This window comes from Lentilactobacillus dabitei (genome assembly GCF_019061365.1).
In the GTDB taxonomy this organism is placed as follows: domain Bacteria; phylum Bacillota; class Bacilli; order Lactobacillales; family Lactobacillaceae; genus Lentilactobacillus; species Lentilactobacillus dabitei.
Genome location: NZ_JAHPPD010000045.1, coordinates 1 through 23,233 on the forward strand (window position 1 = coordinate 1; position 23,233 = coordinate 23,233).

Sequence of the window (23,233 nt, forward strand, 5' to 3'; positions counted from 1 at the left end):
GTCAAAACAAAAAGAGCCCTAATCACAAAGTGATTAGAACTCGAATTTAGTTTCACCAACAACAGTTGACGAAGAGCCGCTTTTTCACTTAGATTCTGGGATCAAAGTGATTTTTGTCCCAATCTCAAGCCTACTAAGTCATTATGGAATCAGTTGAAAACCTATTTTTGATTTCCATTCATGATAAGCATTGGTAAAATCATTGGATGACGTTCCGTCTTATCATAGAGGAATTCTTGTAAGTCATCGATAACGGCGTTTCTAATTGAAGACTCCGTTGCTTTTTTAGCACGCATTGCTTTTCGAATGGTCTTGAAAACAAGTCGCCGGCCTTCATCAAGCAACTCGCCAGATTCTCGCATGTACACAAACCCACGGGACAAGATATCTGGCCCAGATTGAATTTCCTGGTTGTGTAAATTGATTGTGGCAACGACAACAACGATGCCTTCCTCAGATAATAGTTGACGGTCTCGCAAGACAATACTGCCAATATCACCAATTCCGCTGCCATCAATGTAAACATCACCGGCTTGGAAATGACCAGCCATTCGGGCATTATCTTTTGAAAGAGCCAGAACATCACCATTTTGCATGATGAAGCTATGATCCATTGGAACCCCACATTGTTCTGCGAGTTCCGTGTGAATTTTCAACATTCGATACTCACCGTGAATCGGCATAAAGAACTTCGGCTTCATCAAGCGGAGCATCAGCTTTTGTTCTTCCTGGCCACCATGACCAGAAGTGTGAATGTTGTTTACCCGACCATGAATAACGTTGGCGCCGGCTTCTTCAAGCTTATTAATGACGCTGTTAACGCTAGTCGTGTTACCAGGGATTGGATTACTTGAGAAAATAACTGTATCGCCTGGTTGAATTGAAATCTGACGGTGGGTCCCGTTGGCAATCCGTGAAAGGGCAGCCATTGGCTCACCTTGTGATCCCGTACATAAGATCAACGTTTTATTGGCAGGAAGTGATTGGAGATCATGGGCATCCACAAACGCATCGTCTGGAATATCTAGATAGCCAAGTTCGCGACCGTTAACGATTGCCGCATCCATACTTCTGCCGAAGACGGCGATTTTACGACCGTGAGCCATCGCGTTATCACAGGCAGTCTTAATCCGCGAAATGTTCGAAGCGAAAGTGGCAAAAATAATTCGATCCTGAATCTGATCAAAAATATGCGCAATCGAATTACCAACCCATTTTTCGGAGTGGGTCCAAATTGGCTTCTCAGCGTTCGTACTATCAGACATTAAGCACAGAACACCTTCAGCACCCAATCGGGCCATCTCTTGTAAATCAGGCGGCTGGTTGGTCACTGGGGTCAGATCGAACTTATAATCACCGGTTTCCACTATGACGCCGACCGGAGTGTGAACGGCAATTCCGACAGTATCTGGAATTGAATGGGTCGTCCGGAAGAAAGAAACCTTCATTTTTCTAAACTTGAGCACAGATTTATCGCTAATCTCATGTAATTCAACCGAGTTCAGCAAACCGTGTTCTTCCAACTTGTTCTTGATAAGTGCCATCGCTAATGGGCCAGCGTAAATAGGAACATTCAAAACCTTCATCAGGTAAGGAACTCCACCAATATGGTCCTCATGGCCATGGGTGATGACGAGTGCCTTGATTTTGTCCTTATTGTCCACTAGATATTGATAGTCAGGGATGACGTAATCAACCCCCAGAAGGTCATCTTCTGGGAACTTGATGCCGGCATCGATTAAAATAATTTCATCTTGAAACTGAATTCCATAGGTGTTTTTACCAATTTCACCTAGACCACCAACGCCATAGATAGCTGCTTCGTTATTTTTGACGTTTAATTTTTTCATTTATTATTGAACTCCGTTAACCTGTAGTCTTCATTGGCTTGCTCATATTCGAGGTGCTTGCCTTGTAATGGCTCAATAAACTCAATTTCGTAGTCGGTATGATCTTCGACAAGTGCATGAGCTTCCACTTCGGTATCTGCCTCCACATAAAGGGCATGGGTCGTTTCCCGGCGAGGACTTTGCTTCTTGCTGGGTTGATATAATACTTTCCAAATCATAAAAAAACTCCTTTAAAATTATACTTTATTTAAGAAACAGTTGGGTTTCTCTTCGGACTAGTGGTTGTGAAAACACAACTAATAACGATATATTACCATATTATAAAACATAAGTATATAAAGTTGAAAGTAATCGTCTTGATGATGTCATGGTAGAATTAGTGTAACGAAAAGAAATGGGGAGCTAAGTATGGAATTAATTATCCAAATTGTCATTGGCCTGGTTGCGGCGTTTGCTATCTATAACTTGATTCATTACTTATTCGTTACCCGGCCAAGCCGCAAACGAACAGCGTTAGCCCAACGAGTTTGCAACGAGGCGGTGAAAACGGCCGTTCATGAGCTGATGAAATTCGGTGATCTGGAGACGTTTGACAATTCCGACTTACGCTCCGAACAAATTGCAGAAATTTGGGGGCGGGGGGTCATGGCCTTCGAATATCATTTGCCAATTAGCAAGATGAAAGGCACAATCCCTGAATTTAAAAAGCTTCTCGCCACGGCATTGGTTGATTATGGGAATAATCACCACATGCACGTTCATTTTGAAAACGTGGATCAGCCAGTCTTTATGGTCACAGATATGTGGCAGTTGGATGATCGGCTCCACTTTGATGTGGCCTACTTGGTTAACCTGACCACCGTGGAATATGTGGATGATTTGAAAAGGTTGTAATGTGTGGAATTTAAATACTTAATAGTTGGTAAATCACTCTCCTCAAGCAGAAATTCTTGCTCGGGGATTTTTATTTGGAAACGACCAATTAATGATGTAGCCCAGCTAAAATTCGATCGACCACAACAGAAAACGACAACTTCTAAAACAACAGTTTTCATGTAAAGCTAATTAATCAGTTGCCTGCTTGCCCAATTCTTTTCGATATTGTTTCGCCAATTTCCGCCGAATTTCAATAATTCCCATTGCGTTATGATCGATCGGCGGCGAATACAGCCCCTCAAATTGTTCAATTGCTTTCAGAATTTGATCACCTTTTGTTTCGTCACCGAAGTATAGCTGCCAAACGCCATTAATCAGCTGCTGCATGATTCTCCCATCAGCTGATAAAGTGTGAGGATCGATGACCATCACTCTATCGATGAGTTTTCTGGCCCGGTCATATTCAGTCAAATTAAGCTGAATCTGAAAGACCGTCAAATACATATTCATTAATTCAGTTGACATGTCAAATGGATCGTTTTCAAGCGAAATGTATTGTTTACAATTTTTTTCAAATTGATCAAATATTTCAGGGATTAGCTCGGCTTTCCCCTTACTGATTGCAATGACAAATAGAATATCCGCAAACTTAATTTCTTGAATGGTCCAAGTCTTGGACGAAAACAGCTTATTCCAAAGATTGTCGATTTCTGGTGTAACCGTGATGGTTTTGGAATAATAGGACTCAATCAAAATTTCACCGGTCGCTGCTAGAGACCGTAACCCGAGATTTGGGCTTTCTTTATGATCGGCGACAATCTTGCCCATGATTTGAAGATTGTGAGCATCGTAGGCTTTCCGAAGTCGATTATCAAGTTCTTGAGTGGCCGTCTGATGATAATCATTTTGAATAAAGCGAAACTCATCGACTGAAATTGATAAGTTGTCGAGAATGGCAAACAGCTTGGATGCACTGACATCATTGAGCCCACGTTCAAATCGGTTGGCGAAGGATCGTGACACGATGCCCGAATATACTTCTTTTTGGGTAAATCCTTTGATGTTGCGAATTTTCTTAACCGTTTCCCCGATAGATGCCATTTTTGTCCTCCTATGTCGCACATTTGCAACATATTTTAATCCTTTTAGCGCTGGATGGCTAGTAATATTCAAGTTAATCAATTAGGACAGCTCCTCCAGGCAGCAACCTGCACGTAAGCACCTCCAAGAAAAATTCCAGGACCGGGAATTCCCCTCGGAGGCGACTTACGTTCCGGTTACTAACCGCCTGGATCCGCTCACTATTCTTAGGACAGCTCCTCCAAGCAGAGATCTGCATGTAAGTACCTCAAACAAAAATTCCATAACCCGGAATTTCTGTTCGAGGAGACTTACACTCCGATCTCTAACTGCTTGGATCCGCTCACTTTTGTCACTCAGGGAGGATTAACCGATGGAAATTACTGATCATCAATCAAATATTCAAATCATTAAAGACTTTTCCAGCAATCTCATCAGTGCGTTTTCAGCGGACATGTTTTCGCTGGCGATGGGGTTGATGTTACTTGCTGAAACCGGGATGTCACTGAGCTTTGGATTATCGATGATCATCATGCCATTGGTGAGCTTATTGGGATTAATGCCAATCGGCAATCTGGTTGATCGGCACCCCCACAAACCATTACTGGTGATCAGCATCCTGATTCGCTTAATTGCCTTGGTCGGGTACGCACTCACGATCGGTTATTTTCACGGCGTGGGTAAAATTATCCCAACGGTGTTATTCCTGATTATTAACTACATTGTTCAAAGCGTGATGACAACCGGTTATAATGCAGCTATTCACGAATTGGTAAATGAGAAGCATATTCAAAAATTAAGCTCGCTCACCCAATCAGCAACGTCATTTGCCAACATCTTTTCACCGATTGTTGCGACCTCTTTTTATGCGTTATTAGGATTCAAAACATTTATTGCCTTTTCGATTGCGGCTAACGCCTTGACCTTAGTGATCCTTCTTTCAATGAAGTTTCATTATCAACCTGTTGCTCAAATTCACAGTGATAATGCGGCGTCTCAGTGGGCCCAGTTTAAAGACGGGTTACACTATATCGGTTCCAATAAGTTTTTGAGGTGCGTAATGAGCGGCGGGGCCTTTTTAAATCTGATGATTTCCGCGTTAAATATTGGGATGCCATTCATGGTGGTGCATCAACTGCATGCTGGTGATCTATCCCTTGGAATCTTAAATTCACTCTATGCTTCCGGTGTGTTGATCGGGAATCTAGTCATTGCGGTGTTGCCGCCAATTAAACGGCTGACCAGGATTTTGACATCAGCATTTATGCTGGTTGGCGTGACCTTATTGATGTTTGGCTTTGTGGTCATTCCGGGATTGAGCGTCAATGCGCTTCGAGTGGTTGGCGGAATCATTTTATGCATCAGTGGGATTTCGTTGGCATTTCTAAATACGCCAATGGGGATCTATATTCAAAAGACAGTTCCTACTGATTTATTGGGACGGGTTTCCTCGACCGTCATGTCGATTAACATGGCATCAACTCCAATCGGCATTATTATCTTTACAGTCATTTTTCAAGTTTGGCCAAGTTGGCTTAACTTCACAGCCAGTGGGGCGATCTTAATCGGATTCACCATGGTCCTGAGTCGGTTAATGTATCGTGAAGAACGTCGTCAGCCAATGAGTGCAAATCAGCCGATTGAGGAAAATCATTAAAGCGATTGAGCTGATTAGTTGAAAAGCCGTTAGCTCATCAAAAAATAAGCCACCTTTATCGAAGATCCCTAGCCGGGACTGTCGATGAAAATGGCTTATGTACATGCTTTAAGCTGTTGATTCTGCAGATTAGCAACTAATAAATAAAAATTTCGTCATCAGATTTGGCAAACGGATTATCTTGATTGATATGATCATAGAACAATGTCCCATGTAAATGGTCAATCTCATGTTGGCAGACGATTGCCGGGTAATTTTTCAGTCGGATCTTATGATCTTCACCCTTAACGTCCGTATATTTGAGCGTGATTCTGGCTGCTCGGGGGACGTATCCGGGAATATCTTTATCGACTGATAGGCAACCTTCGCCCTCAGTCAAAGCACCGCGTTGAACCGAATTTGAAACAATCACCGGATTAATAATGACATCTTTGAAAAGTGGCTTATCGCTTTCATTTTCGTCTTCATTAGGTACCAATACCGACGCCATCATTTCTGATACGCCGACTTGGGGAGCCGCCAAGCCAACCCCAGCACGCAATTTGTATTTTTCACACAGTTCAGGATTCTGACTAACCTCCAAGTATTCCATGAGGTCGTGAGCTAACTGTTGATCTTCCTTACTTAAGGGGAACTTGACTTTTTGAGCTTGTTTGCGGAGAACCGGATCTCCATCTCGAACAATATCTTTCATTAAAAACACTACAAAGACCTCCGAATAAATTTTGAACTAAACGCTAACAACCATTTTAGCGTAAATCTGCTAAAAAAACTATCCGCAAATTATTTTGTGAATTTTCACAATCTCTTACTGCGACAAGTCATTTCAAATGTGATTTCAGTAACTTGTTAAAACGTTTCGAAAATGTTGTTTCATAGTAATGTAAGGGCTTGCAAACGGTTGCGAAAAATGCTAAATTTGAAGTATGGTTTAGAAAGATTCGATTGTGCATCACAAGTCGAGCTTCACAGGAAAGGAAAGTGTTATTTATGGCAGCAGAAGACAAGCAAGTTGTTGATTTTGCCAAAATCAAATCCACAATGAGCGATCCTTACAAGAAACCGATTCAAGTTATTGATGAAAACGGGAAAATCGTTAACCAAGAATTGTTTGATCGTTTTAGCGACGATGATTTAGTTAATTTGATGGAAAAGATGGTTTGGGAGCGGGCCCTCCATGAACAAACCATGAACTTCTCTCGTCAAGGCCGTTTGGGTTTCTATGCCCCTACTTATGGTGAGGAAGCTTCCGAAATGGGAACTGCCTCCGCTATGAAGAAGCAGGATTACCTTTTCCCAGCATACCGTGACTTACCACAATTGATTCAGCATGGCGCCACTGTTAAGGAAGGCTACCTGTGGTCCAAGGGTCACTATCAATGCTATGACTACTTCAGAGAAGGCGTCCGTGCTTGGATTCCACAAATCATTATTGGTGCCCAATATGTTCAGGCAGCGGGTGCGGCTCTTGGTATTAAGAAGAATGGTGAAAAAGATACCGTTGCTTATGCCTTTACAGGTGATGGCGGTACTTCACAGGGTGACTTCTATGAAGGCGTTAACTTTGCGAGTTCATTCCAAGCTCCAGCTGTCTTTTTTGTTCAAAATAATGGCTGGGCAATTTCAGTTCCTCGAAACACCCAGACTGCGGCTGAAACATTGGCTCAAAAAGGGGTTGCTTCAGGAGTCCCTGGAACCCAAGTTGATGGGATGGATATCTTAGCAACTTACTTAGTTGCCAAAGATGCCCGTGACTTCGCTGCGGCTGGAAATGGTCCTGTATTAGTTGAAACTTTGACCTACCGATTTGGTGCCCACAGTTCAGCTGGTGATGACCCAAGTCGTTATCGGACAAAGGAACAAGAAAAGCCATGGTTCGACCGTGACCCATTGATTCGGTTGCGAAAAGTGCTGACCGATAAGAAACTTTGGGATCAGGATAAAGAAGATCAATTAGTTGCCCAATATAAAGATGAATTCAAGCAAGCAATGAAAGATGCTGAAGCCGCTCCTAAGCAAAAGATCAGCGACTTCTTGAAGCACACATTTGAAGTTCCAACCCCAGATGTAGCTGCTGACATCAAGAAATTTGAAGCAAAGGAGTCGAAATAATCATGGCTAAATTAACGTATATTAAAGCAATTACCGACGGGCTTGACCAAGTATTACAAAACGACCCTAAAACGCTGATTTTCGGTGAAGATGTCGGCAAGAACGGTGGGGTATTTAGAACAACTGAAGGCCTCCAAGACAAATATGGAACTGATCGAGTCTTCGATACCCCATTGGCAGAATCAGGAATTTTAGGTATGTCCATTGGGCTGTCATTGACCGGTTGGCGGCCAATTCCAGAAATTCAATTCATGGGATTCACAATGGAAGCTGTTGACTCAATTGGTGGTCAAATGTCTCGGAACCGCTTCCGTTCTTCAGGCGATATCTCGATGCCAATTACGATTCGAACCCCATTTGGTGGTGGGACCCATACCGCTGAACTTCACGGTGATTCGCTGGAAGGATTATTCATTGGCATCCCAGGGCTGCGAGTTGTAACCCCTGCTAATCCATACGATGCCAAGGGAATGATTATTGCTGCCGTTGAAAATAACGATCCAGTTCTGTTCATGGAGAACTTGAAGCTTTATCGTTCGATGAAGGCAGAAGTTCCAGAGGGCCACTATACGGTTCCCCTAGACAAAGCAAACGTTGTAAGAGAAGGATCTGACATTACCATTGTTGCTTATAGTGCAGAGGTTAATGAGGCACTTAAAGTAGCAGACAAATTAGAAAAAGAAAACATCTCGGTTGAAGTGATTGATTTACGCTCATTATCACCAATTGACGATGAAACGATCTTTGCTTCGATTGATAAAACTCACAAAGTTGTCATCGCTCAAGAAGCCCAGAAGATGACCGGTGCCGGCGCAAAAGTTGCGGCAGATATTGCTGAAAAAGACATCATGTCACTGGATGCGCCGATTGGTCGAGTTGCTGCTCCAGATAGTATTTTCCCATTTGCTATGGCAGAAAACGACTGGCTTCCGGATGCAGATGATATTGAAGATAAAGTTCGAGAAATTTTGAACTACTAAAATTCTAATTTGGTAAAGAAAGGAAGTTAGATCCCATGGCTTATAAGTTTAAACTACCAGAAATGGGAGAAGGAATTACGGAAGGTGAAATTGCCGCCTGGGACGTGAAGGTTGGTGATAAAGTTAAGGAAGACGATGTTTTAGTCGAAATCCAAAACGATAAATCCGTCCAGGAAATGCCATCTCCAGTTGCTGGAACCATTAAAAGTATTGATAAAAAAGAAGGAGAGACGGCTGAAGTCGGCGATGTCCTAGTCACCATTGATGATGGGTCTCCAGATACCGGCGATGATACGACGCCTAAAGAAGCAGCACCTGCTAAAGAAGAAGCTGCTCCCGCTCCAGCCAAAGAGGAAGCACCTGCTCCCGCTGCTCCAGCGCCTGCCGCAACGGTAACCGCTCCGCCGGCTGCTTCAAATCCAAACGCAATTGTGAAGGCAATGCCATCAGTTCGTCAGTATGCTCGAGATAAAGGCGTTGACATCACGGCGGTTCCTGCGACCGGAAATCATGGGCAGGTCACTAAAGCTGATATTGACAACTTTAATCCTACCGCCGCTCCAGCTGCTGCACCGGCTGAAAAGGCCCCTGAAGCTGCACCGGTACAAACAAGGGCCAGTGGTCAGGCAGTCAAACCATGGAAGTCTGGTGAGCCTGATCTTGAAACCAGAGAGCCAATGTCCATGATGCGAAAGACGATCGCAAAAGCAATGCGGACGTCCAAGGATATTTCACCGCACGTCACTTCATTTGATGATGTTGAAGTGAGTGCCTTGATGGCTAACCGGAAGAAGTACAAGCAAATGGCTGCCGATCAGGATATCCATTTGACCTTCTTACCATATATTGTGAAGGCAATTGTTGCGGTAATGAAGAAGTATCCTGAATTTAACGCTTCCATTGATGACAGCACTCAGGAAATTGTTTACAAACACTATTACAACGTGGGCATTGCAACGAACACTGATCATGGCTTGTACGTTCCAAATATCAAGAATGCAGATTCCAAAGGGATGTTTGAAATTGCCAAAGAAATCCGTGAAAACAGTCAGGCAGCCTATGATAACAAGTTGAAGGCTGATACGATGCAAGGCGGCTCCATTACAATTAGTAACGTCGGCTCAATTGGTGGTGGCTGGTTCACGCCGGTTATCAATCAACCTGAAGTTGCAATTTTGGGAGTTGGCAAGATTGCTAAAGAACCAATTGTCGATGAAGATGGCGAAATCAAAGTAGGTAACATGATGAAGCTTTCATTGAGTTATGATCACCGATTAATTGATGGCGCCCTTGCTCAAAATGCCTTGAATTACATGAATCAATTGCTTCATGATCCAGCAATGTTGTTGATGGAAGGATGATCGAATAATGGCAGATGTTGAAAAGAAAGAAACGGTTATTATTGGCGCTGGCCCTGGCGGCTACGTTGCCGCAATCAGAGCATCTGAATTGGGGCAAAAGGTAACCCTGATCGAAAAATCAGATACCCTGGGTGGGGTCTGTTTGAATGTTGGGTGTGTTCCGTCAAAGGCTTTGATTGCTGCCGGGCATCGATTTAGAGAAGCAAATGACGCTTCAACTTATGGGATTACAACCCAACCAGCCACAATTGACTTTAAGAAGACCCAAGAATGGAAGCAAAAAAAGGTTGTTGATCGGATGACCAACGGCGTTAAAATGCTCCTTAATAAGCACAAGGTGGAAATTATCCACGGGGAAGCCGTTCTTGATAGTGACACCCAACTGCGGGTAATGCCGACTGGGCCTCAGCAGTTCATGAGCGCAGATACTGGAACGACTATCCAGTTTGAGAATCTGATCATTGCCAGTGGGTCGCACCCCGTTGAAATTCCTGGCTTTAAGTTTGAAGGCCGGGTTGTTGATTCGACAGGTGGTTTGAATTTGCCGGAAATTCCGAAAGAGTTCGTGGTGATTGGCGGTGGCTACGTTGGAACTGAATTGGCTGGCGCATATGCTAACCTTGGCGCCCATGTCACCATCATTGAAGGACTCGACTCCATTTTGAATGGCTTTACCAAGGATATGGTTGCCCTCGTCTTGAAACAATTGAAGAAAAAGGGCGTTGATGTTCATACCAGTGCCAAAGCAATTTCTTCAAGCCAAGACGATAACGGCGCGACTGTTACCTATGAAGAAGATGGCAAACAAACCACAATTAAAGCCGATTATTGCATGGTTACCGTTGGTCGCCGACCAAATACCGATGACTTAGGGCTTGAATATACCAAGGTTAAGGTTAACGATCATGGTATTGTCGAAACCGACGAACAAGGCCGAACAGCTTCGCCACATATTTTTGCGATTGGTGATATTGCCTCTGGGCCAGCGCTCGCCCATAAGGCCTTCTTCCAAGGCAAAGTGGCTGCTGGCGCAATTGCTGGTAAAAATACCGCTAATGATTATATTGGCGTGCCAGCGGTCTGCTTCTCCGATCCCGAACTCGCCGTGGTTGGTTTAACGGAAGCCCAAGCTAAGGATCAAGGATTGGAAGTTGCAACGGCGAAGTTCCCATTTGCAGGGAATGCCCGAGCAGTTTCTTTGGATCAAGCGGATGGCTTCGTTCGGTTGATTTATACAAAAGATGATCAAACAATTGTCGGTGGCGAAATTGCCGGCCCAGGTGCCAGTGATTTGGTGGCAGAATTGAGTCTGGCAGTTAATGGCCGGATGAATGTAGAAGATATTGCGCTGACGATTCATCCACACCCAACGTTAAGCGAGCCCGTTCAAGAAGCAGCGGATATCGCACTGGACTACCCAACTCACATTTAGGGATGGAATAAGCAAAATTTGACGTGTTTTTATAAGGGGACTGAGACAATAAGTGTTTTGATCCCAGAATTTAACGAAAAGAACCAATTATTCCTGATTTTGGAATAGTTGGTTCTTTTCGTTAAATTCTGGGATCAGCCGTTTGGCGCAGCTTTTATCCAAGTGACTACAGCGATCCAAACGAATAATGACGGATTGGAAATTAATATATGCCCCAACTTTTTTGGTTCCAAAAAAACGATTTGATTGGCATGTTGACGATGCCTTATCAGCTGACCAAAACACCAGTTTCCTAAAATCCAGCCAACTTCATCACAATAATATTTCACAAACTTTCAATTTCATCTATAATGACATCAAGAGTAAATAATGATCGGAGTTGATTTTCATGGCCGATGGATACGAATATCCATTGATCGATGGATTAGATGTGGATGAAGTCATCATCGTTGTGGGATTCTTCCAAAAAGTGGAGGAAGCTTATGAACAGCGGGGTGGTGTTGATCGAGCTGAGTTGATGAAGGCCTACAATGGTTTTCGGGCAACATTGCCGGCCCAGATGGAACAGAAGCAATTGGAAAAAGAATTTTTGAAACGCTCCGGATATGATGCCTATGCCGTGGTTAAAAAGGCCAAGGCATCAGAAATTAAGACTGTAAAAATGGATGGCGCAAACAATGGACGTTAGTGAAATTAAAAGAATAGATAAAACGGTTAAGAGTTGGTTAAGGGAGTCGCGGGACAACGTTCTCAGAAAAATCGATACCAGGTTGACCGTAGATACCAAGACAAGCAGAACGGACTTAGTGACCAATATTGATAAACAAAACGAAAAATTCATCGTTGGCCAAATTCGGGCGTTTGATCCAGACGCCAAAATTCTAGGTGAAGAAGGTTCCGGTGACGATGTGCAATCGACTCGCGGCCATGTCTGGATAGTAGACCCGATTGATGGTACCATGAATTTTGTCAAGCAACGGAATCACTTTGCCATTATGATTGCCTTGTACGTGGATGGCAAGGGCGTCTTAGGCTATATTTTAGACGTGATGGGGAACCGATTATTATCAGGTGGCCCTTCAATTGGCGTGTCTGATAATGGTCAGCCTTTGGTTAAAGTTGCGGATACCCCATTGCGCGAAGGCTTGGTGGGGTTAAGTGGTCCCATGGTCCTGCATAATGATTACAATATGGTCGATATTGCCAATCAATCATTAGGGATGCGGGTGTATGGCAGTGCTGGGATTGATATTATTTCTGTCCTGAGAGGTGAACTGGTTGGCTATATTTCATACCTGAAACCATGGGATTTCGGTGCTGGTCGGATATTGTGTGAAGCCGTTGGCATTAAGGTAACCACTGTTGACGGGCAACCCTTAGATGTGTTATCATCAACCACGGTATTGTTAGCAACACGAAAGGCACATCGAGACATTCTTACAATTGTAGGTCAATAGTCATACTGTGACGGTTGTCACAGTTTTTTTATGCCAATAGATTAAGATGTGTATCATTCGGTAACGTTTTATAATGAAGGGAAGCAAACGACTTGGATACAAAACTAAAAACACGTGACGACATTCGTAACATCGCAATTATTGCCCACGTTGACCACGGTAAGACAACCTTGGTTAACGAACTATTGAAACAATCAGATACTTTGGATCAACATGTCCAGATTGAGGATCGTGCCCTTGACTCTAATGCAATCGAAAGAGAACGAGGCATCACGATTCTTTCTAAGAACACTGCTGTTAAGTATGGTGATAAACAAATTAATATTTTGGATACACCAGGGCATGCTGATTTCGGTGGTGAAGTTGAGCGGATCATGCGAATGGTTGACGGTTGTTTACTAGTCGTTGATGCTTTCGAAGGAACCATGCCACAAACTCGATTTGTTCTTAAAAAGGCATTGGAACAACATTTAACACCAATTGTTGTGATTAATAAAGTCGATCGTGAGGGTGCTCGTCCTGAAGAAGTTGTGGATGAAGTTCTTGATCTCTTTATCGAATTAGGTGCTGATGAAGAACAATTGGACTTCCCAGTTGTTTATGCTTCAGCTATGAACGGAACATCAAGTTATGATTCCGACATCAGCAAGCAGGAACACACGATGAAGCCAATTTTCGACACCATCATCAAAAACATTCCGGCTCCAATTGATAATTCAGACGAACCATTACAATTCCAAGTTGCAATGCTTGATTATAATGATTTCGTTGGCCGAATTGGGATTGGCCGAATTTTCCGGGGAACTATCAGAGTGGGAGATAACGTTACTGTTATGAAGCTTGATGGTTCTAAGCAAAACTTCCGGGTAACTAAGTTAATGGGATTCTTTGGCCTTAAGAAAGAAGACATTCAAGAAGCCAAGGCTGGTGATTTAATTGCCGTTTCCGGGATGGAAGATATTAACGTTGGTGAAACGGTTGTTGATCCAAAGACACCAGAACCACTTCCAATTCTGAGAATCGATGCACCAACCCTGCAAATGACATTTGGAACCAATACTTCACCATTTGCTGGCCAAGATGGTAAGTTTGTGACTGCCCGTCAATTGGAAGACCGATTGAAGCGTGAATTGCATACCGATGTATCACTTCGAGTTGAAGATACTGATAATCCTGGTTCATGGACTGTTTCTGGTCGTGGTGAACTTCATTTGTCAATCTTGATCGAAACGTTACGTCGTGAAGGCTTCGAATTACAAGCTTCTCGTCCAGAAGTTATCTATCGAGAAGTTGATGGCCAAATGTGCGAACCATTCGAGTCCGTTCAAATTGATACGCCTGACGAATATACCGGTTCAATTATCGATACCCTTTCACAACGTAAGGGTGAGATGCAGAACATGGAAACAACTGATAATGGCCAAACCCGGTTGACATTCTTGGCACCTTCTCGTGGCTTGATTGGTTATTCAACTGAATTCCTATCAATGACTCGTGGTTATGGTATCTTGAACCATACTTTTGAAAAGTACATGCCAGTTATTAAGGGTTGGAACCCTGGTCGTAAGAAGGGAACCCTTGTTTCAATGAACGCCGGTAAAGCTACTACCTATGCAATGATGGGGATTGAAAGCCGAGGTACTTTATTGATCGATCCAGGTACAGAAGTGTACGAAGGAATGATCGTTGGTGAAAATAACCGTGAAAATGATATTACGGTTAACATCACCAAAGGTAAGAACTTGACTAACGTTCGGGCTGCCGGATCTGATGATATGGCGCGGATTAAGACACCAACTCATTTAAGCCTTGAAGAATCTTTGGAATTCTTGAACGAGGATGAATTGTGTGAAGTAACGCCTCACCATATTCGTTTGCGGAAAAAGATTTTGAACTCTAGTTCTCGTGAAAAAGAAGCTAAGAGAAGAAAGCACAGCTAAGATAAATTTAATAAAACCTTTTCAACTAAGAGGATCAGGTAACCTTCGGGTATACTTCGGTCCTCTGTTTTGACCACTCGAACTTCAGTCATTTCAAAGAGATAGATATGATATAATGAAGTTCGATGTGGATACATAAACAAGTGGAAAAGTGGAGTGGAGCCAATGTCTCGTTTTAAGAATTTAGATTATTTTCTATTTATTCCGTATATCATCATGTCGGTGATCGGAATTATTATGGTATATTCAGCTAGTGCCAATATTGGTATCCAAAACGGCGGTAGTCCACTTAGCTACTTTAAAAAGCAACTATTTTACGTTATTCTGAGCGTGATCATTGTCGTCTTGATGAGTCGATTTAAACTCTCTAAACTGAGGAATAAACAATTTTTGTCTTCGTTAGAAATCATTTTCTTTGTGGTTTTAGTCGGGTTATTGGCTTTTGGGGCCACAATTAATGGGGCTGCGGGTTGGATTCGGGTTGGCCCATTTAGCCTGCAGCCAGCTGAATTCGTCAAATTTTTTCTAATTATCCGGCTGGCAAATATCATTGATGCCAAACAAGATATCATTACGCGGTCTGCCGCAGATTGGTGGGGCCAACTTTGGCCGACGATGGTGCGGTGTGGAATCTTGATTATCTTGATTTTTGCTCAGCCTGATGCTGGTGGCGCTGCAATCAATTTTGCAATTGTATTTGTAATCTTCATGACCAGCGGGATTTCTTGGAAGAAGGCAGTTTCCTTCTTATTTGGCGGCGTGGTGCTGGTTTACGCAGCCATTAATTTCATTTTAGTGCCGATGTCTAAGAGCAGTATGTTCTCCAATTCATACCAACTCCAACGGATTATTGCCTTTACAAATCCGTTCGGTCACGCAACTGGAGCGGGTCAGCAACTGGTCAATTCTTATTATGCGATTAGTAACGGCGGTCTGTTCGGCGTTGGTTTAGGAAATAGTGTCCAAAAAACGGGTTACCTACCAGAACCCAATACTGATTTCATCATGTCAATTCTAACCGAAGAATTAGGCGCCATCGGGGCGATTTGCGTGATGGCCTTATTAACGTTCATTATTGCTAGAACGGTTCTACTTGGCATTCGGAGTAACAGCACGTATCAAAGCTTAATCTGTTATGGCGTTGCGACCTATCTAACCATTCAGACATTATTTAATATGGGCGGGGTCCTCGGTGCTTTGCCAATTACTGGGGTGACTTTCCCGTTCATTAGTTACGGTGGTTCCAGTATTTTGACGTTATCGCTTTGCCTCGGGCTGGTATTAAATGTTTCTAACCGGCAACGAGAAGCCCGGCGAGCGTTGCAAGCTACTACCAATTAGGTTTCAAAGGAGATGTCAATTTGGCATTTGAAATTCAACCGACAATCGGTTTAATTGTGTATTTACATTCAGTTAAACATTCAAGAAGCTTAAAACAATTCGGCCGCCTCTACTACGTGTCAAAGCGAATGAGGTATGCCCTGTTGTATGTGAACAAGGATCAACAAGAAGAAGTAACGAAGAAGCTCACATCCGAAGGCTATGTCAAACAAGTGGTCCCGTCTCACCTGAACGAGCTTGTGAGTGAGGTTGAGGGCAAGAATTCGGTTGAGGATGATGATTCGTTTGATGAAGATTTTTAAGATGAGGTTAGTAGATTGAGAATTGTATCTGGAAAATATGGTGGCATTCGGTTAACACCCGTCAAAAGTGATAAAACGCGGCCAACCACGGATAAAGTCAAGGAATCGCTCTTTAGTATGACCGGTCCTTACTACAACGGTGGGGCGTTTCTTGACCTGTTCGCGGGCTCCGGCGCCGTTGGCATTGAAGCCGTTTCTCGTGGGATGACCAAAGCAATTTTGGTGGATAAGCAATTTCAAGCGATCAAGGCAATCAAAGAAAACGTTGAAAAGATTCATGCCGCTGATCAGTTTGACATTATCAAAGGAAATGCGGAAACCGTATTAAAGCAACTGGCAGATAACCAACAAAAGTTTGATATGGTCTTTTTGGATCCGCCTTATAAAAAGCAACGGATCATCGCCACGATTGACAGTTTGTTTGAGCTGGGGTTACTAAATGACGATGCGATCATTATCTGTGAGACGGATAACCAAACTGACTTACCGGCAACTCACGGCATGTTTGAAGCGATCAAGCAAAAAAATTATGGATTAACAAATTTAACGATCTATCGATTTGGTAAGGAGTAACGACATGACAGCGGTTTTGTATGCAGGCAGTTTCGATCCGATCACTTTAGGTCACGTTGACGTGATTCAGCGGGCGAGCCGGGTGTTTGACAAAGTGTATGTTGCGATTAGTATTAATACCCATAAAAAGGCGACGTTCACCCCTGAACGGCGGGCAGAGTTTGCCAAAGACGCCTTGGCCGATCTCGATAACGTTGAGGTCATGATCTCTGATGAATTAACGGTTGAACTTGCTAAAAGCCTTGGGACAACTGTCCTATTGAGAGGTGTCCGTGGAAGTTCCGACCTGGATTCAGAAATGGCGATTGCCGGCTTAAATGAAAAACTGGATTCACATATTCAGACGGTTTTCATTCCAACGGCTGCTGATTACCGAGATCTTTCATCAAGCATGATTAAAGAGATTGCCAAGTTTCATGGTGACATTTCGAAATTTTTGCCTGCCAAGGCTGCAAATGCACTTAAAAATAAATACCTTTAGAAAAGTGGGAAAACAATGAAAAATTCCAAGCTCAAACGGTACCTGCTAGGGTCGGTTGTTTTTGTGATCGTTCTGGCAGGACTGTTCTGGCCGCTGCCAAACTACATAGAAGGGCCTGGGGATGCTTCCAATTTAAGCAAGATTGTCTCAATTAAGGATCATCCTGATAAATATCAGGGGCAATTCATGCTGATGTCGGTCAGCATTGCCAAAGCGCGGCCAGTGACGTATTTGTACGCTAAATTAAGCCCATATTATTCAGTGGTTTCGGATGCGAGTGTCACTGCTGGGCAAGATATGCAGGAATATGACAAGGTCCAGCATTTCTACATTGAAAGCTCGATTGGCCAAGCAATCTACACAGCCTACAAACATGCCCACAAGGAAGTTAAGTTGGATTACCGCGGCATTTATGTCTTGGATATTCAAAAGAAGTCAAAATTCCGTCATCAATTACAAGTTGGTGATGTTGTCGAATCAATCGACGGTCATCGTTTCAAGAGTTCAACCGGTTTTGTGAACTATGTTAAAAAGCAAAAATTTGGTCAGCAACTTACTGTGACTTTTCGGCGAAACGGCCATCTCCATAAAGTAACGGCACCACTGATTATGATTGCCAAGCATCGGGCAGGAATTGGGATTACTTTGACCGATGATGTGAAGGTCCAAACCAATATTCCAATCAAAGTGAACCCAGGCGATGTTGGCGGCCCCTCAGGCGGATTAATGTTCTCACTGCAGATATACAGTCAATTAACAAACAAAAATCTGCGCCACGGGCAAAAAGTTGCCGGAACCGGGACCGTTGATGGCTTTGGGAATGTCGGTGAAATTGGCGGGATCGATAAAAAGATTATCACGGCTAAAAAGCACGGCGCAAAGATTTTCTTGGCACCGTACATCAAACCAACTAAAGAAATTTTGAAATTAGAGCCTGGTCATAAAACCAATTACCAATTAGCCAAACAAACTGCGAAGAAATATGCCCCGAACATGAAAGTCATTCCGGTTCAAACTTTTTCTCAAGCAGTCAAAATTTTAGAAAAGCAATAAAGGATTAGATAATTCTAGTCCTTTTTTTCGTATATAAAAGATAGAAGGGAGGAACAGTATGAATAGGATACGTGAGTTTATTGATGAATATCTTTATCAAGTATTGATCGGGTTGGTTGGAATCATTGTGGTGTTTATGTTCGTAATTGGTGGCTTGTTGATCAGCCATGGTGATAAGCAAACGATGGACGATGCCAGTGCGGTTGAATCAACGGCGTCTCAGAGTGGGCAAGCGACGTCGCAATCGACAGCTCAGGAGAGTACGCGACCGATGGCATCCAGCAGTGCTGCGGCTCAGCAGATGTACGTGGACGTTAAGGGAGCGGTTAAGAATCCCGGCGTTTATCAAATCAATGCCAATATGCGGGTAGTTGACGCGATCAATTTGGCCGGTGGCTATAATCGTTCTGCGGACAAGAAACAAATTAACCTCGCGCAAAAATTGAGTGATCAGCAGGTGATTTATGTCCCAATTCGCGGTGAGAAGGGGGCACCAGTGACAACGACGACAGCTCCTCAAGCTCCGGCCAGTGGTGGCGACACCGCGGCGGAAGCAACGAGTTCAGCTGAGGGAACTTCTGATGCCCAAAGTGGGCAACAAATCAACTTGAATACGGCGGATAAAGCCAAGCTGCAAGAACTCAGTGGGATAGGTGACAAGAAGGCTGATCAAATCATTGCTTATCGCCAAGCTCATGGCCAATTCAAAAAAATTGAGGAGTTGAAAGATGTTCCCGGCTTTGGTGATAAAACCTTCGCAAATTTAAAATCTTCAATCTGTGTGTAGCCCAGATGACGTTTTTGAGATATGATTTACATCATGGAAGGTGAAACTATGGATAAGCGGATCAAATGGGATCAATATTTTATGATGCAGGCAGTATTGCTTGCCTCCAGGAGTACCTGTGAGCGGCTATCAGTCGGCGCCGTGATCGTTCGAGACAAGCGGATCATTGCAGGTGGCTACAATGGCTCAGTTGCCGGTGATGACCATTGTATCGATGTCGGTTGCTATCTGTTGGATGGTCATTGTGTCAGAACGATTCATGCCGAAATGAATGCGATCTTGCAATGCGCGAAATTCGGTGAAAGTACGGACAACGCAGAGATCTACGTGACGGATTTTCCTTGTCTTCAGTGCACCAAAATGCTGTTGCAGGCTGGTATCCGCAAAATTAATTACCTTAGGAACTATCACAATGATGAATACGCCCAAAGGCTCATCAAATTAAAAGATATTGCATTAAATAAAATTGAATTAACTCAGTCTGATATGGATCGAATTCCATTTAGGGCCTATTTATCTGACTAAGAATTAGAAATTGGTTAATTATGCCATCACTGGCGATGCTCTTCTTGAGTATGGCCTTGTTTGGGAATAAAATCATTGGGATTATCTTGCTCATTGCTTTGGCAGTTCGGTTACTAGCACTCAGAAATGTTGGGTTGCTGGTGATGACGATTGGTGTTTCTCTGGGTTTCATTGTGACTTCAACGAGCATTAATTCGAAGCTAAAAGTTGATTTACCAGATCAGTTAGAAAATCAAGTGTTGAAAGTTTATCCGGATATGGTGAAAACAAATGGGGCCAGCTTTAGCTATATTGGCAAATTGACGGGTGATGCTCACAAGTTCGTTTTTTATGGCCGCTTCAAGACCCAGCAACAGAAACGCCAGCTATTGGAATCCAATGAGCCGATTTTGCTGCGAATAAGCGGTAAAGTGGCCGATTTTAACCCCGCAACCAACGTCAACCAATTTGATATGCGGCAGTATTACCATCATCAAAAGATTGCCAGAGCCGTGGTGATTGATGAAATCAACTCTTTGGGGCCAAGTCCGCAATTGACAATGGTCGACCGAATTCATCGGTTACGGTGCCAATTTAATCACTATTGTGAAACCCTGCCGAAAACATTACAAATCTATTCGATGGGGCTCATTAGTGGCAGTCGTCAAACCGATTTTTTTGATGAGATGACTGGCGTTAAGAAGCTGGGGTTGCTGCATGTGTTTAGCATTTCGGGGATGCACGTTTATTATTTCTTGGCAATTCTCAATCAGTTTCTTGCGTGGTTACCGCTTTCTAAATATGGGAAAGCCGGCATTGAGTTGGTATGTATTGCTGCCTACTTTATTTTTTCTGGTGGTTCGCCAGGACTTTTTCGCGCCGTCGTGATGGCGGTAATTGCAATCTTCAATCGACTACTCCAAATCCGGCTGTCTCGACTGGACATTTGGAGCCTGTGCCTGATGATTAACCTCTTCTTGATGCCTGAAGCCATGTTTTTGATGGGGGTTCAGCTGAGCTATGGGTTGTCACTGGGATTAATTGTGTCTGATGGCTTGTCCTATGTAAAGCAAACGGTGTTACTGAATCTATTGATACTACCAATTCTGCTTTATCACGTATATGAGTGGCATCTGTTAAGTGTGGCCGTGAATATCATTGTGTTGCCATTATTTGGAAAAGTGATTTTTCCGTTGGTGATCTTCGGCGTTATCGCTGGGAAGGTGCTGCCAATGATGGTATTACTCGTAGAATTCGGGTTAAAGGCCTTTAATGACGGTCTCAATTGGATCAGTACGCTGCCTGGATTGATTATTTTTGGCAAACCCAGTTTAGTGGTTGTGATCGCGATGTTACTATTAACGTTTTGTCTGGTCCTTAAAAAAGTTAATCATAAACGACTAATAATTGGGCTGGGTTGTCTTTATGTTGGGACTTTTCTGGTGATTCATTTCCCACTTACCGGCGAAATTACAATGTTTGGTATCGGGCAAGGGGATAGTTTCCTCGTCAGGGCACCAATGAATCGCTCTGTGACGCTGATTGATACCGGTGGTAAAGTGGACTTCAGCACCCAGTCATGGCAGCGTGGGGTGAAAAATTATCAGGCGAAACGCTTGTCGATTAACTACTTGAAAAGTATTGGCGTTTCCCGGATTGATTACTTGTGTGTCAGCCATCAGGATGCTGATCACTGTGGGGACTTGCCAGCGTACATTCAAGAAATGCAGATTGGGACTATTTTAATTCCGTTGGGGATGGACAAGAACCCCAATTTTATGAAACGAATTGAAGGGCGTCATCGGGCTACCCGTGTATTACCAGTTAACAATGAGATGCGAGTCAATGGGTTGCCATTATCCATTTATCATCCTTACGAACCGGGTCTGGGTGAAAATCATGATTCAATGGTACTGGGGGCAACGATTGGTGGCTTGAGCTGGCTGTTTACAGGTGATCTGGATCGGCCGGGAGAACTGGACACCATTTCCCGTCATTCAGAGCTTCATGCCGATGTGCTCAAGGTTGGTCATCATGGCAGTAAGACGGCTTCAGACCCGCAGTTTGTTGCGCACATCAAACCGAAGATTGCCTTAATTTCGGCCGGAAGAAATAATCGCTATCATCATCCCAATGCTGAAACGCTAGAAACCTTGAAACGAGCGGGGATGATGATCTACAATACGCAGACCCAAGGTATGGTAAGATATGTATATCGTCACAATTCCGGTCATTTTGAAACCACATTAAATGAACATGAAGGGAACTTGTAATGGATTTTTCAAAATTCAAAAAACAGTTTGATAAGGAGCATCCCGCCACCGTTTATCTGATTTTAGGCGATCAGGAATACCTTTCCCAACAGATTAAAGACATGTTTGTTGACCTGATTCCAGAAGAGGAACGATCGATGAATATTGGCAATTACGACATGGAAGATGTTGTTGTCTCGGCTGCCGTTGAGGACGCCATTTCGGTGCCGTTCTTTGGCGAACGCCGATTAGTGATGATTAACCGGCCGTACTTTTTGACTGGGAAGAAGGTTAAGACCAAAGTTGACCAGAACACGGACGATTTTGAAGATTATTTAAAGCATCCAGAACAGTCAACTATCATGGTTATTTTCGCGCCGTATGAAAAATTAGATGCACGCAAAAAAATAACCAAAGCACTGAAAAAAGTGGCGACCATAGTTGAAATTGGCAAGTTGCGTGAAGCTGAAATCAAGCATTTAGTGACTGAGCGGGTAACAAGTAAAGGTTTCAAGATTAACCCCGATGCACTGGATAGAATGATGCAACTGACCGGTGGCAAGTTGACCTCAATGATGGGGGAACTGCCCAAATTATGCCTTTACAACAATGACACAAAAGTTATCAATATCGATTCGGTAAATGGCCTAGTCAGCCGATCGATGGAACAAAACGTATTTGATTTGGTGAATATGGTGCTGAAGAAAAATGCCAAGCAGTCCATGGACATCTACCAGCAATTAATTTTGGAAAACGACGAACCAATTAGGATTAACGCCGTATTGGTTCAACAATTTCGCTTGTTGCTTCAAGTGATGATCTTACAGAAGCACGGTTACTCGCAGGGAAACTTGGCATCGGCGCTCAAGGTTCATCCCTATCGCGTGAAGTTGGCCATGCAGACGGTCAGGCAATTTAAGTATGACCAGCTGCGGGATGCCTATATTGGCTTGATTGAGACTGAAAAGGAAATGAAGTCGACAAGTCGGTCACCCGAATTATTGTTCGAGTTGTTCGTGCTGAAGTTTATGAAACACTAGTGTGACGAAAAGTCGTTTAATGCATTTATAAAGGCTCTTCGTCAACTGTTGTTGGTGAAACTAAATTGAGTTCTAATGAAGTGCCCTACAATTGTTAGACAAGTAAGTCTAATGATTGTGGGGCTTTTCTTGTGACAAAATATAGTAGTCAATTC

Annotated in this window: 22 protein-coding genes; 18 read left to right on the top strand and 4 right to left on the bottom strand. The window is 43.3% G+C overall.

Annotated elements, in window-relative coordinates; translation table 11 throughout:
- Positions 1-161 precede the first annotated feature (161 nt).
- Together rnjA and KTE19_RS08005 are read right to left on the bottom strand one after the other, a co-directional pair.
- Positions 162-1,850: a ribonuclease J1 gene (rnjA, locus tag KTE19_RS08000; protein ID WP_217161613.1), complete on the bottom strand. Its 1,689-nt coding sequence runs from the start codon at positions 1,848-1,850 to the stop codon at positions 162-164.
- A complete protein-coding gene (locus KTE19_RS08005) occupies positions 1,847-2,068 on the bottom strand; it encodes a DNA-directed RNA polymerase subunit epsilon (RefSeq protein WP_217161610.1) in 222 nt (73 codons plus the stop codon). Before KTE19_RS08005 ends, rnjA begins: the two co-directional genes overlap by 4 nt.
- Positions 2,069-2,258: 190 nt before the next feature.
- Between KTE19_RS08005 and KTE19_RS08010 the strand changes: the two genes are divergently transcribed.
- On the top strand, positions 2,259-2,744 hold the full coding sequence (locus KTE19_RS08010) for a hypothetical protein (RefSeq protein ID WP_217161609.1): 486 nt from the start codon (positions 2,259-2,261) through the stop codon (positions 2,742-2,744).
- Positions 2,745-2,915: 171 nt separating this feature from the next.
- On the opposite strand, the gene KTE19_RS08015 is transcribed toward KTE19_RS08010, so the two are convergent.
- On the bottom strand, positions 2,916-3,827 hold the full coding sequence (locus KTE19_RS08015; protein WP_217161607.1) for a helix-turn-helix domain-containing protein: 912 nt from the start codon (positions 3,825-3,827) through the stop codon (positions 2,916-2,918).
- A 352-nt stretch (positions 3,828-4,179) separates the two neighbouring features.
- On the opposite strand from KTE19_RS08015, the gene KTE19_RS08020 reads away from it, so the two are divergent.
- Positions 4,180-5,463 carry an MFS transporter gene (locus KTE19_RS08020; RefSeq protein WP_217342034.1) on the top strand — a complete coding sequence of 428 codons (1,284 nt, stop codon included), beginning with the start codon at positions 4,180-4,182 and terminating at the stop codon, positions 5,461-5,463.
- Between the two features lie 136 nt (positions 5,464-5,599).
- On the opposite strand, the gene def is transcribed toward KTE19_RS08020, so the two are convergent.
- On the bottom strand, positions 5,600-6,166 hold the full coding sequence (def, locus tag KTE19_RS08025) for a peptide deformylase (protein ID WP_217161605.1): 567 nt from the start codon (positions 6,164-6,166) through the stop codon (positions 5,600-5,602).
- A gap of 287 nt (positions 6,167-6,453) precedes the next feature.
- Here def and pdhA point away from each other — a divergent pair, with 287 nt between their 5' ends.
- The 16 genes from pdhA (at position 6,454) to holA (ending at position 23,078) form a co-directional block, all read left to right on the top strand.
- On the top strand, positions 6,454-7,575 hold the full coding sequence (gene pdhA / locus KTE19_RS08030) for a pyruvate dehydrogenase (acetyl-transferring) E1 component subunit alpha (protein WP_217342035.1): 1,122 nt from the start codon (positions 6,454-6,456) through the stop codon (positions 7,573-7,575).
- Positions 7,576-7,577: 2 nt separating this feature from the next.
- Positions 7,578-8,555, top strand: coding sequence for an alpha-ketoacid dehydrogenase subunit beta (locus tag KTE19_RS08035; RefSeq protein ID WP_217161602.1), 978 nt, complete (start codon positions 7,578-7,580; stop codon positions 8,553-8,555).
- Positions 8,556-8,590: 35 nt separating this feature from the next.
- Entirely contained in the window at positions 8,591-9,916 is a 1,326-nt protein-coding gene (locus KTE19_RS08040) for a 2-oxo acid dehydrogenase subunit E2 (RefSeq protein ID WP_217161600.1), read from the top strand.
- Positions 9,917-9,923: 7 nt separating this feature from the next.
- On the top strand, positions 9,924-11,348 hold the full coding sequence (lpdA, locus tag KTE19_RS08045) for a dihydrolipoyl dehydrogenase (protein WP_217342036.1): 1,425 nt from the start codon (positions 9,924-9,926) through the stop codon (positions 11,346-11,348).
- A gap of 388 nt (positions 11,349-11,736) precedes the next feature.
- Positions 11,737-12,036: a UPF0223 family protein gene (locus tag KTE19_RS08050; protein ID WP_217161596.1), complete on the top strand. Its 300-nt coding sequence runs from the start codon at positions 11,737-11,739 to the stop codon at positions 12,034-12,036.
- Positions 12,026-12,805: an inositol monophosphatase family protein gene (locus tag KTE19_RS08055; RefSeq protein WP_217342037.1), complete on the top strand. Its 780-nt coding sequence runs from the start codon at positions 12,026-12,028 to the stop codon at positions 12,803-12,805. Before KTE19_RS08050 ends, KTE19_RS08055 begins: the two co-directional genes overlap by 11 nt.
- Positions 12,806-12,897: 92 nt before the next feature.
- Complete coding sequence (gene typA, locus KTE19_RS08060; protein ID WP_217161592.1) at positions 12,898-14,745, top strand: translational GTPase TypA; 1,848 nt, start codon at positions 12,898-12,900, stop codon at positions 14,743-14,745.
- A 165-nt stretch (positions 14,746-14,910) separates the two neighbouring features.
- Positions 14,911-16,086 (top strand): FtsW/RodA/SpoVE family cell cycle protein, encoded by a 1,176-nt coding sequence (locus KTE19_RS08065; protein WP_217342038.1) that lies wholly within the window; start codon positions 14,911-14,913, stop codon positions 16,084-16,086.
- Between the two features lie 20 nt (positions 16,087-16,106).
- A complete protein-coding gene (locus tag KTE19_RS08070) occupies positions 16,107-16,388 on the top strand; it encodes a DUF2129 domain-containing protein (RefSeq protein ID WP_054748702.1) in 282 nt (93 codons plus the stop codon).
- A 15-nt stretch (positions 16,389-16,403) separates the two neighbouring features.
- Positions 16,404-16,961 carry a 16S rRNA (guanine(966)-N(2))-methyltransferase RsmD gene (rsmD, locus tag KTE19_RS08075; protein ID WP_217161588.1) on the top strand — a complete coding sequence of 186 codons (558 nt, stop codon included), beginning with the start codon at positions 16,404-16,406 and terminating at the stop codon, positions 16,959-16,961.
- 4 nt (positions 16,962-16,965) lie between these two features.
- Positions 16,966-17,442, top strand: a complete 477-nt coding sequence (gene coaD, locus KTE19_RS08080; protein ID WP_217161586.1) for a pantetheine-phosphate adenylyltransferase — start codon at positions 16,966-16,968, stop codon at positions 17,440-17,442.
- 15 nt (positions 17,443-17,457) lie between these two features.
- Positions 17,458-18,495 (top strand): SepM family pheromone-processing serine protease, encoded by a 1,038-nt coding sequence (locus tag KTE19_RS08085; protein WP_217342039.1) that lies wholly within the window; start codon positions 17,458-17,460, stop codon positions 18,493-18,495.
- A gap of 58 nt (positions 18,496-18,553) precedes the next feature.
- A complete protein-coding gene (locus KTE19_RS08090) occupies positions 18,554-19,282 on the top strand; it encodes a helix-hairpin-helix domain-containing protein (RefSeq protein ID WP_217161582.1) in 729 nt (242 codons plus the stop codon).
- 48 nt (positions 19,283-19,330) lie between these two features.
- Positions 19,331-19,807, top strand: coding sequence for a ComE operon protein 2 (locus KTE19_RS08095; RefSeq protein WP_249778397.1), 477 nt, complete (start codon positions 19,331-19,333; stop codon positions 19,805-19,807).
- Between the two features lie 20 nt (positions 19,808-19,827).
- Positions 19,828-22,059, top strand: a complete 2,232-nt coding sequence (locus KTE19_RS08100; RefSeq protein WP_249778619.1) for a DNA internalization-related competence protein ComEC/Rec2 — start codon at positions 19,828-19,830, stop codon at positions 22,057-22,059.
- Entirely contained in the window at positions 22,059-23,078 is a 1,020-nt protein-coding gene (gene holA / locus KTE19_RS08105) for a DNA polymerase III subunit delta (RefSeq protein ID WP_217161578.1), read from the top strand. Before KTE19_RS08100 ends, holA begins: the two co-directional genes overlap by 1 nt.
- Positions 23,079-23,233: the final 155 nt, after the last annotated feature.

Bases quoted from the DNA above. Each gene is read 5' to 3' on its own strand.
- pdhA (WP_217342035.1), top strand. From the start codon at position 6,454: ATGGCAGCAGAAGACAAGCAAGTTGTTGATTTTGCCAAAATCAAATCC.
- KTE19_RS08100 (WP_249778619.1), top strand. From the start codon at position 19,828: ATGCCATCACTGGCGATGCTCTTCTTGAGTATGGCCTTGTTTGGGAAT.
- KTE19_RS08095 (WP_249778397.1), top strand. From the start codon at position 19,331: ATGGATAAGCGGATCAAATGGGATCAATATTTTATGATGCAGGCAGTA.
- holA (WP_217161578.1), top strand. From the start codon at position 22,059: ATGGATTTTTCAAAATTCAAAAAACAGTTTGATAAGGAGCATCCCGCC.
- KTE19_RS08085 (WP_217342039.1), top strand. From the start codon at position 17,458: ATGAAAAATTCCAAGCTCAAACGGTACCTGCTAGGGTCGGTTGTTTTT.
- lpdA (WP_217342036.1), top strand. From the start codon at position 9,924: ATGGCAGATGTTGAAAAGAAAGAAACGGTTATTATTGGCGCTGGCCCT.
- KTE19_RS08015 (WP_217161607.1), bottom strand. From the start codon at position 3,827: ATGGCATCTATCGGGGAAACGGTTAAGAAAATTCGCAACATCAAAGGA.
- coaD (WP_217161586.1), top strand. From the start codon at position 16,966: ATGACAGCGGTTTTGTATGCAGGCAGTTTCGATCCGATCACTTTAGGT.
- KTE19_RS08020 (WP_217342034.1), top strand. From the start codon at position 4,180: ATGGAAATTACTGATCATCAATCAAATATTCAAATCATTAAAGACTTT.
- rnjA (WP_217161613.1), bottom strand. From the start codon at position 1,850: ATGAAAAAATTAAACGTCAAAAATAACGAAGCAGCTATCTATGGCGTT.
- KTE19_RS08040 (WP_217161600.1), top strand. From the start codon at position 8,591: ATGGCTTATAAGTTTAAACTACCAGAAATGGGAGAAGGAATTACGGAA.
- KTE19_RS08035 (WP_217161602.1), top strand. From the start codon at position 7,578: ATGGCTAAATTAACGTATATTAAAGCAATTACCGACGGGCTTGACCAA.
- KTE19_RS08090 (WP_217161582.1), top strand. From the start codon at position 18,554: ATGAATAGGATACGTGAGTTTATTGATGAATATCTTTATCAAGTATTG.
- KTE19_RS08065 (WP_217342038.1), top strand. From the start codon at position 14,911: ATGTCTCGTTTTAAGAATTTAGATTATTTTCTATTTATTCCGTATATC.
- KTE19_RS08005 (WP_217161610.1), bottom strand. From the start codon at position 2,068: ATGATTTGGAAAGTATTATATCAACCCAGCAAGAAGCAAAGTCCTCGC.
- KTE19_RS08010 (WP_217161609.1), top strand. From the start codon at position 2,259: ATGGAATTAATTATCCAAATTGTCATTGGCCTGGTTGCGGCGTTTGCT.
- KTE19_RS08050 (WP_217161596.1), top strand. From the start codon at position 11,737: ATGGCCGATGGATACGAATATCCATTGATCGATGGATTAGATGTGGAT.
- KTE19_RS08055 (WP_217342037.1), top strand. From the start codon at position 12,026: ATGGACGTTAGTGAAATTAAAAGAATAGATAAAACGGTTAAGAGTTGG.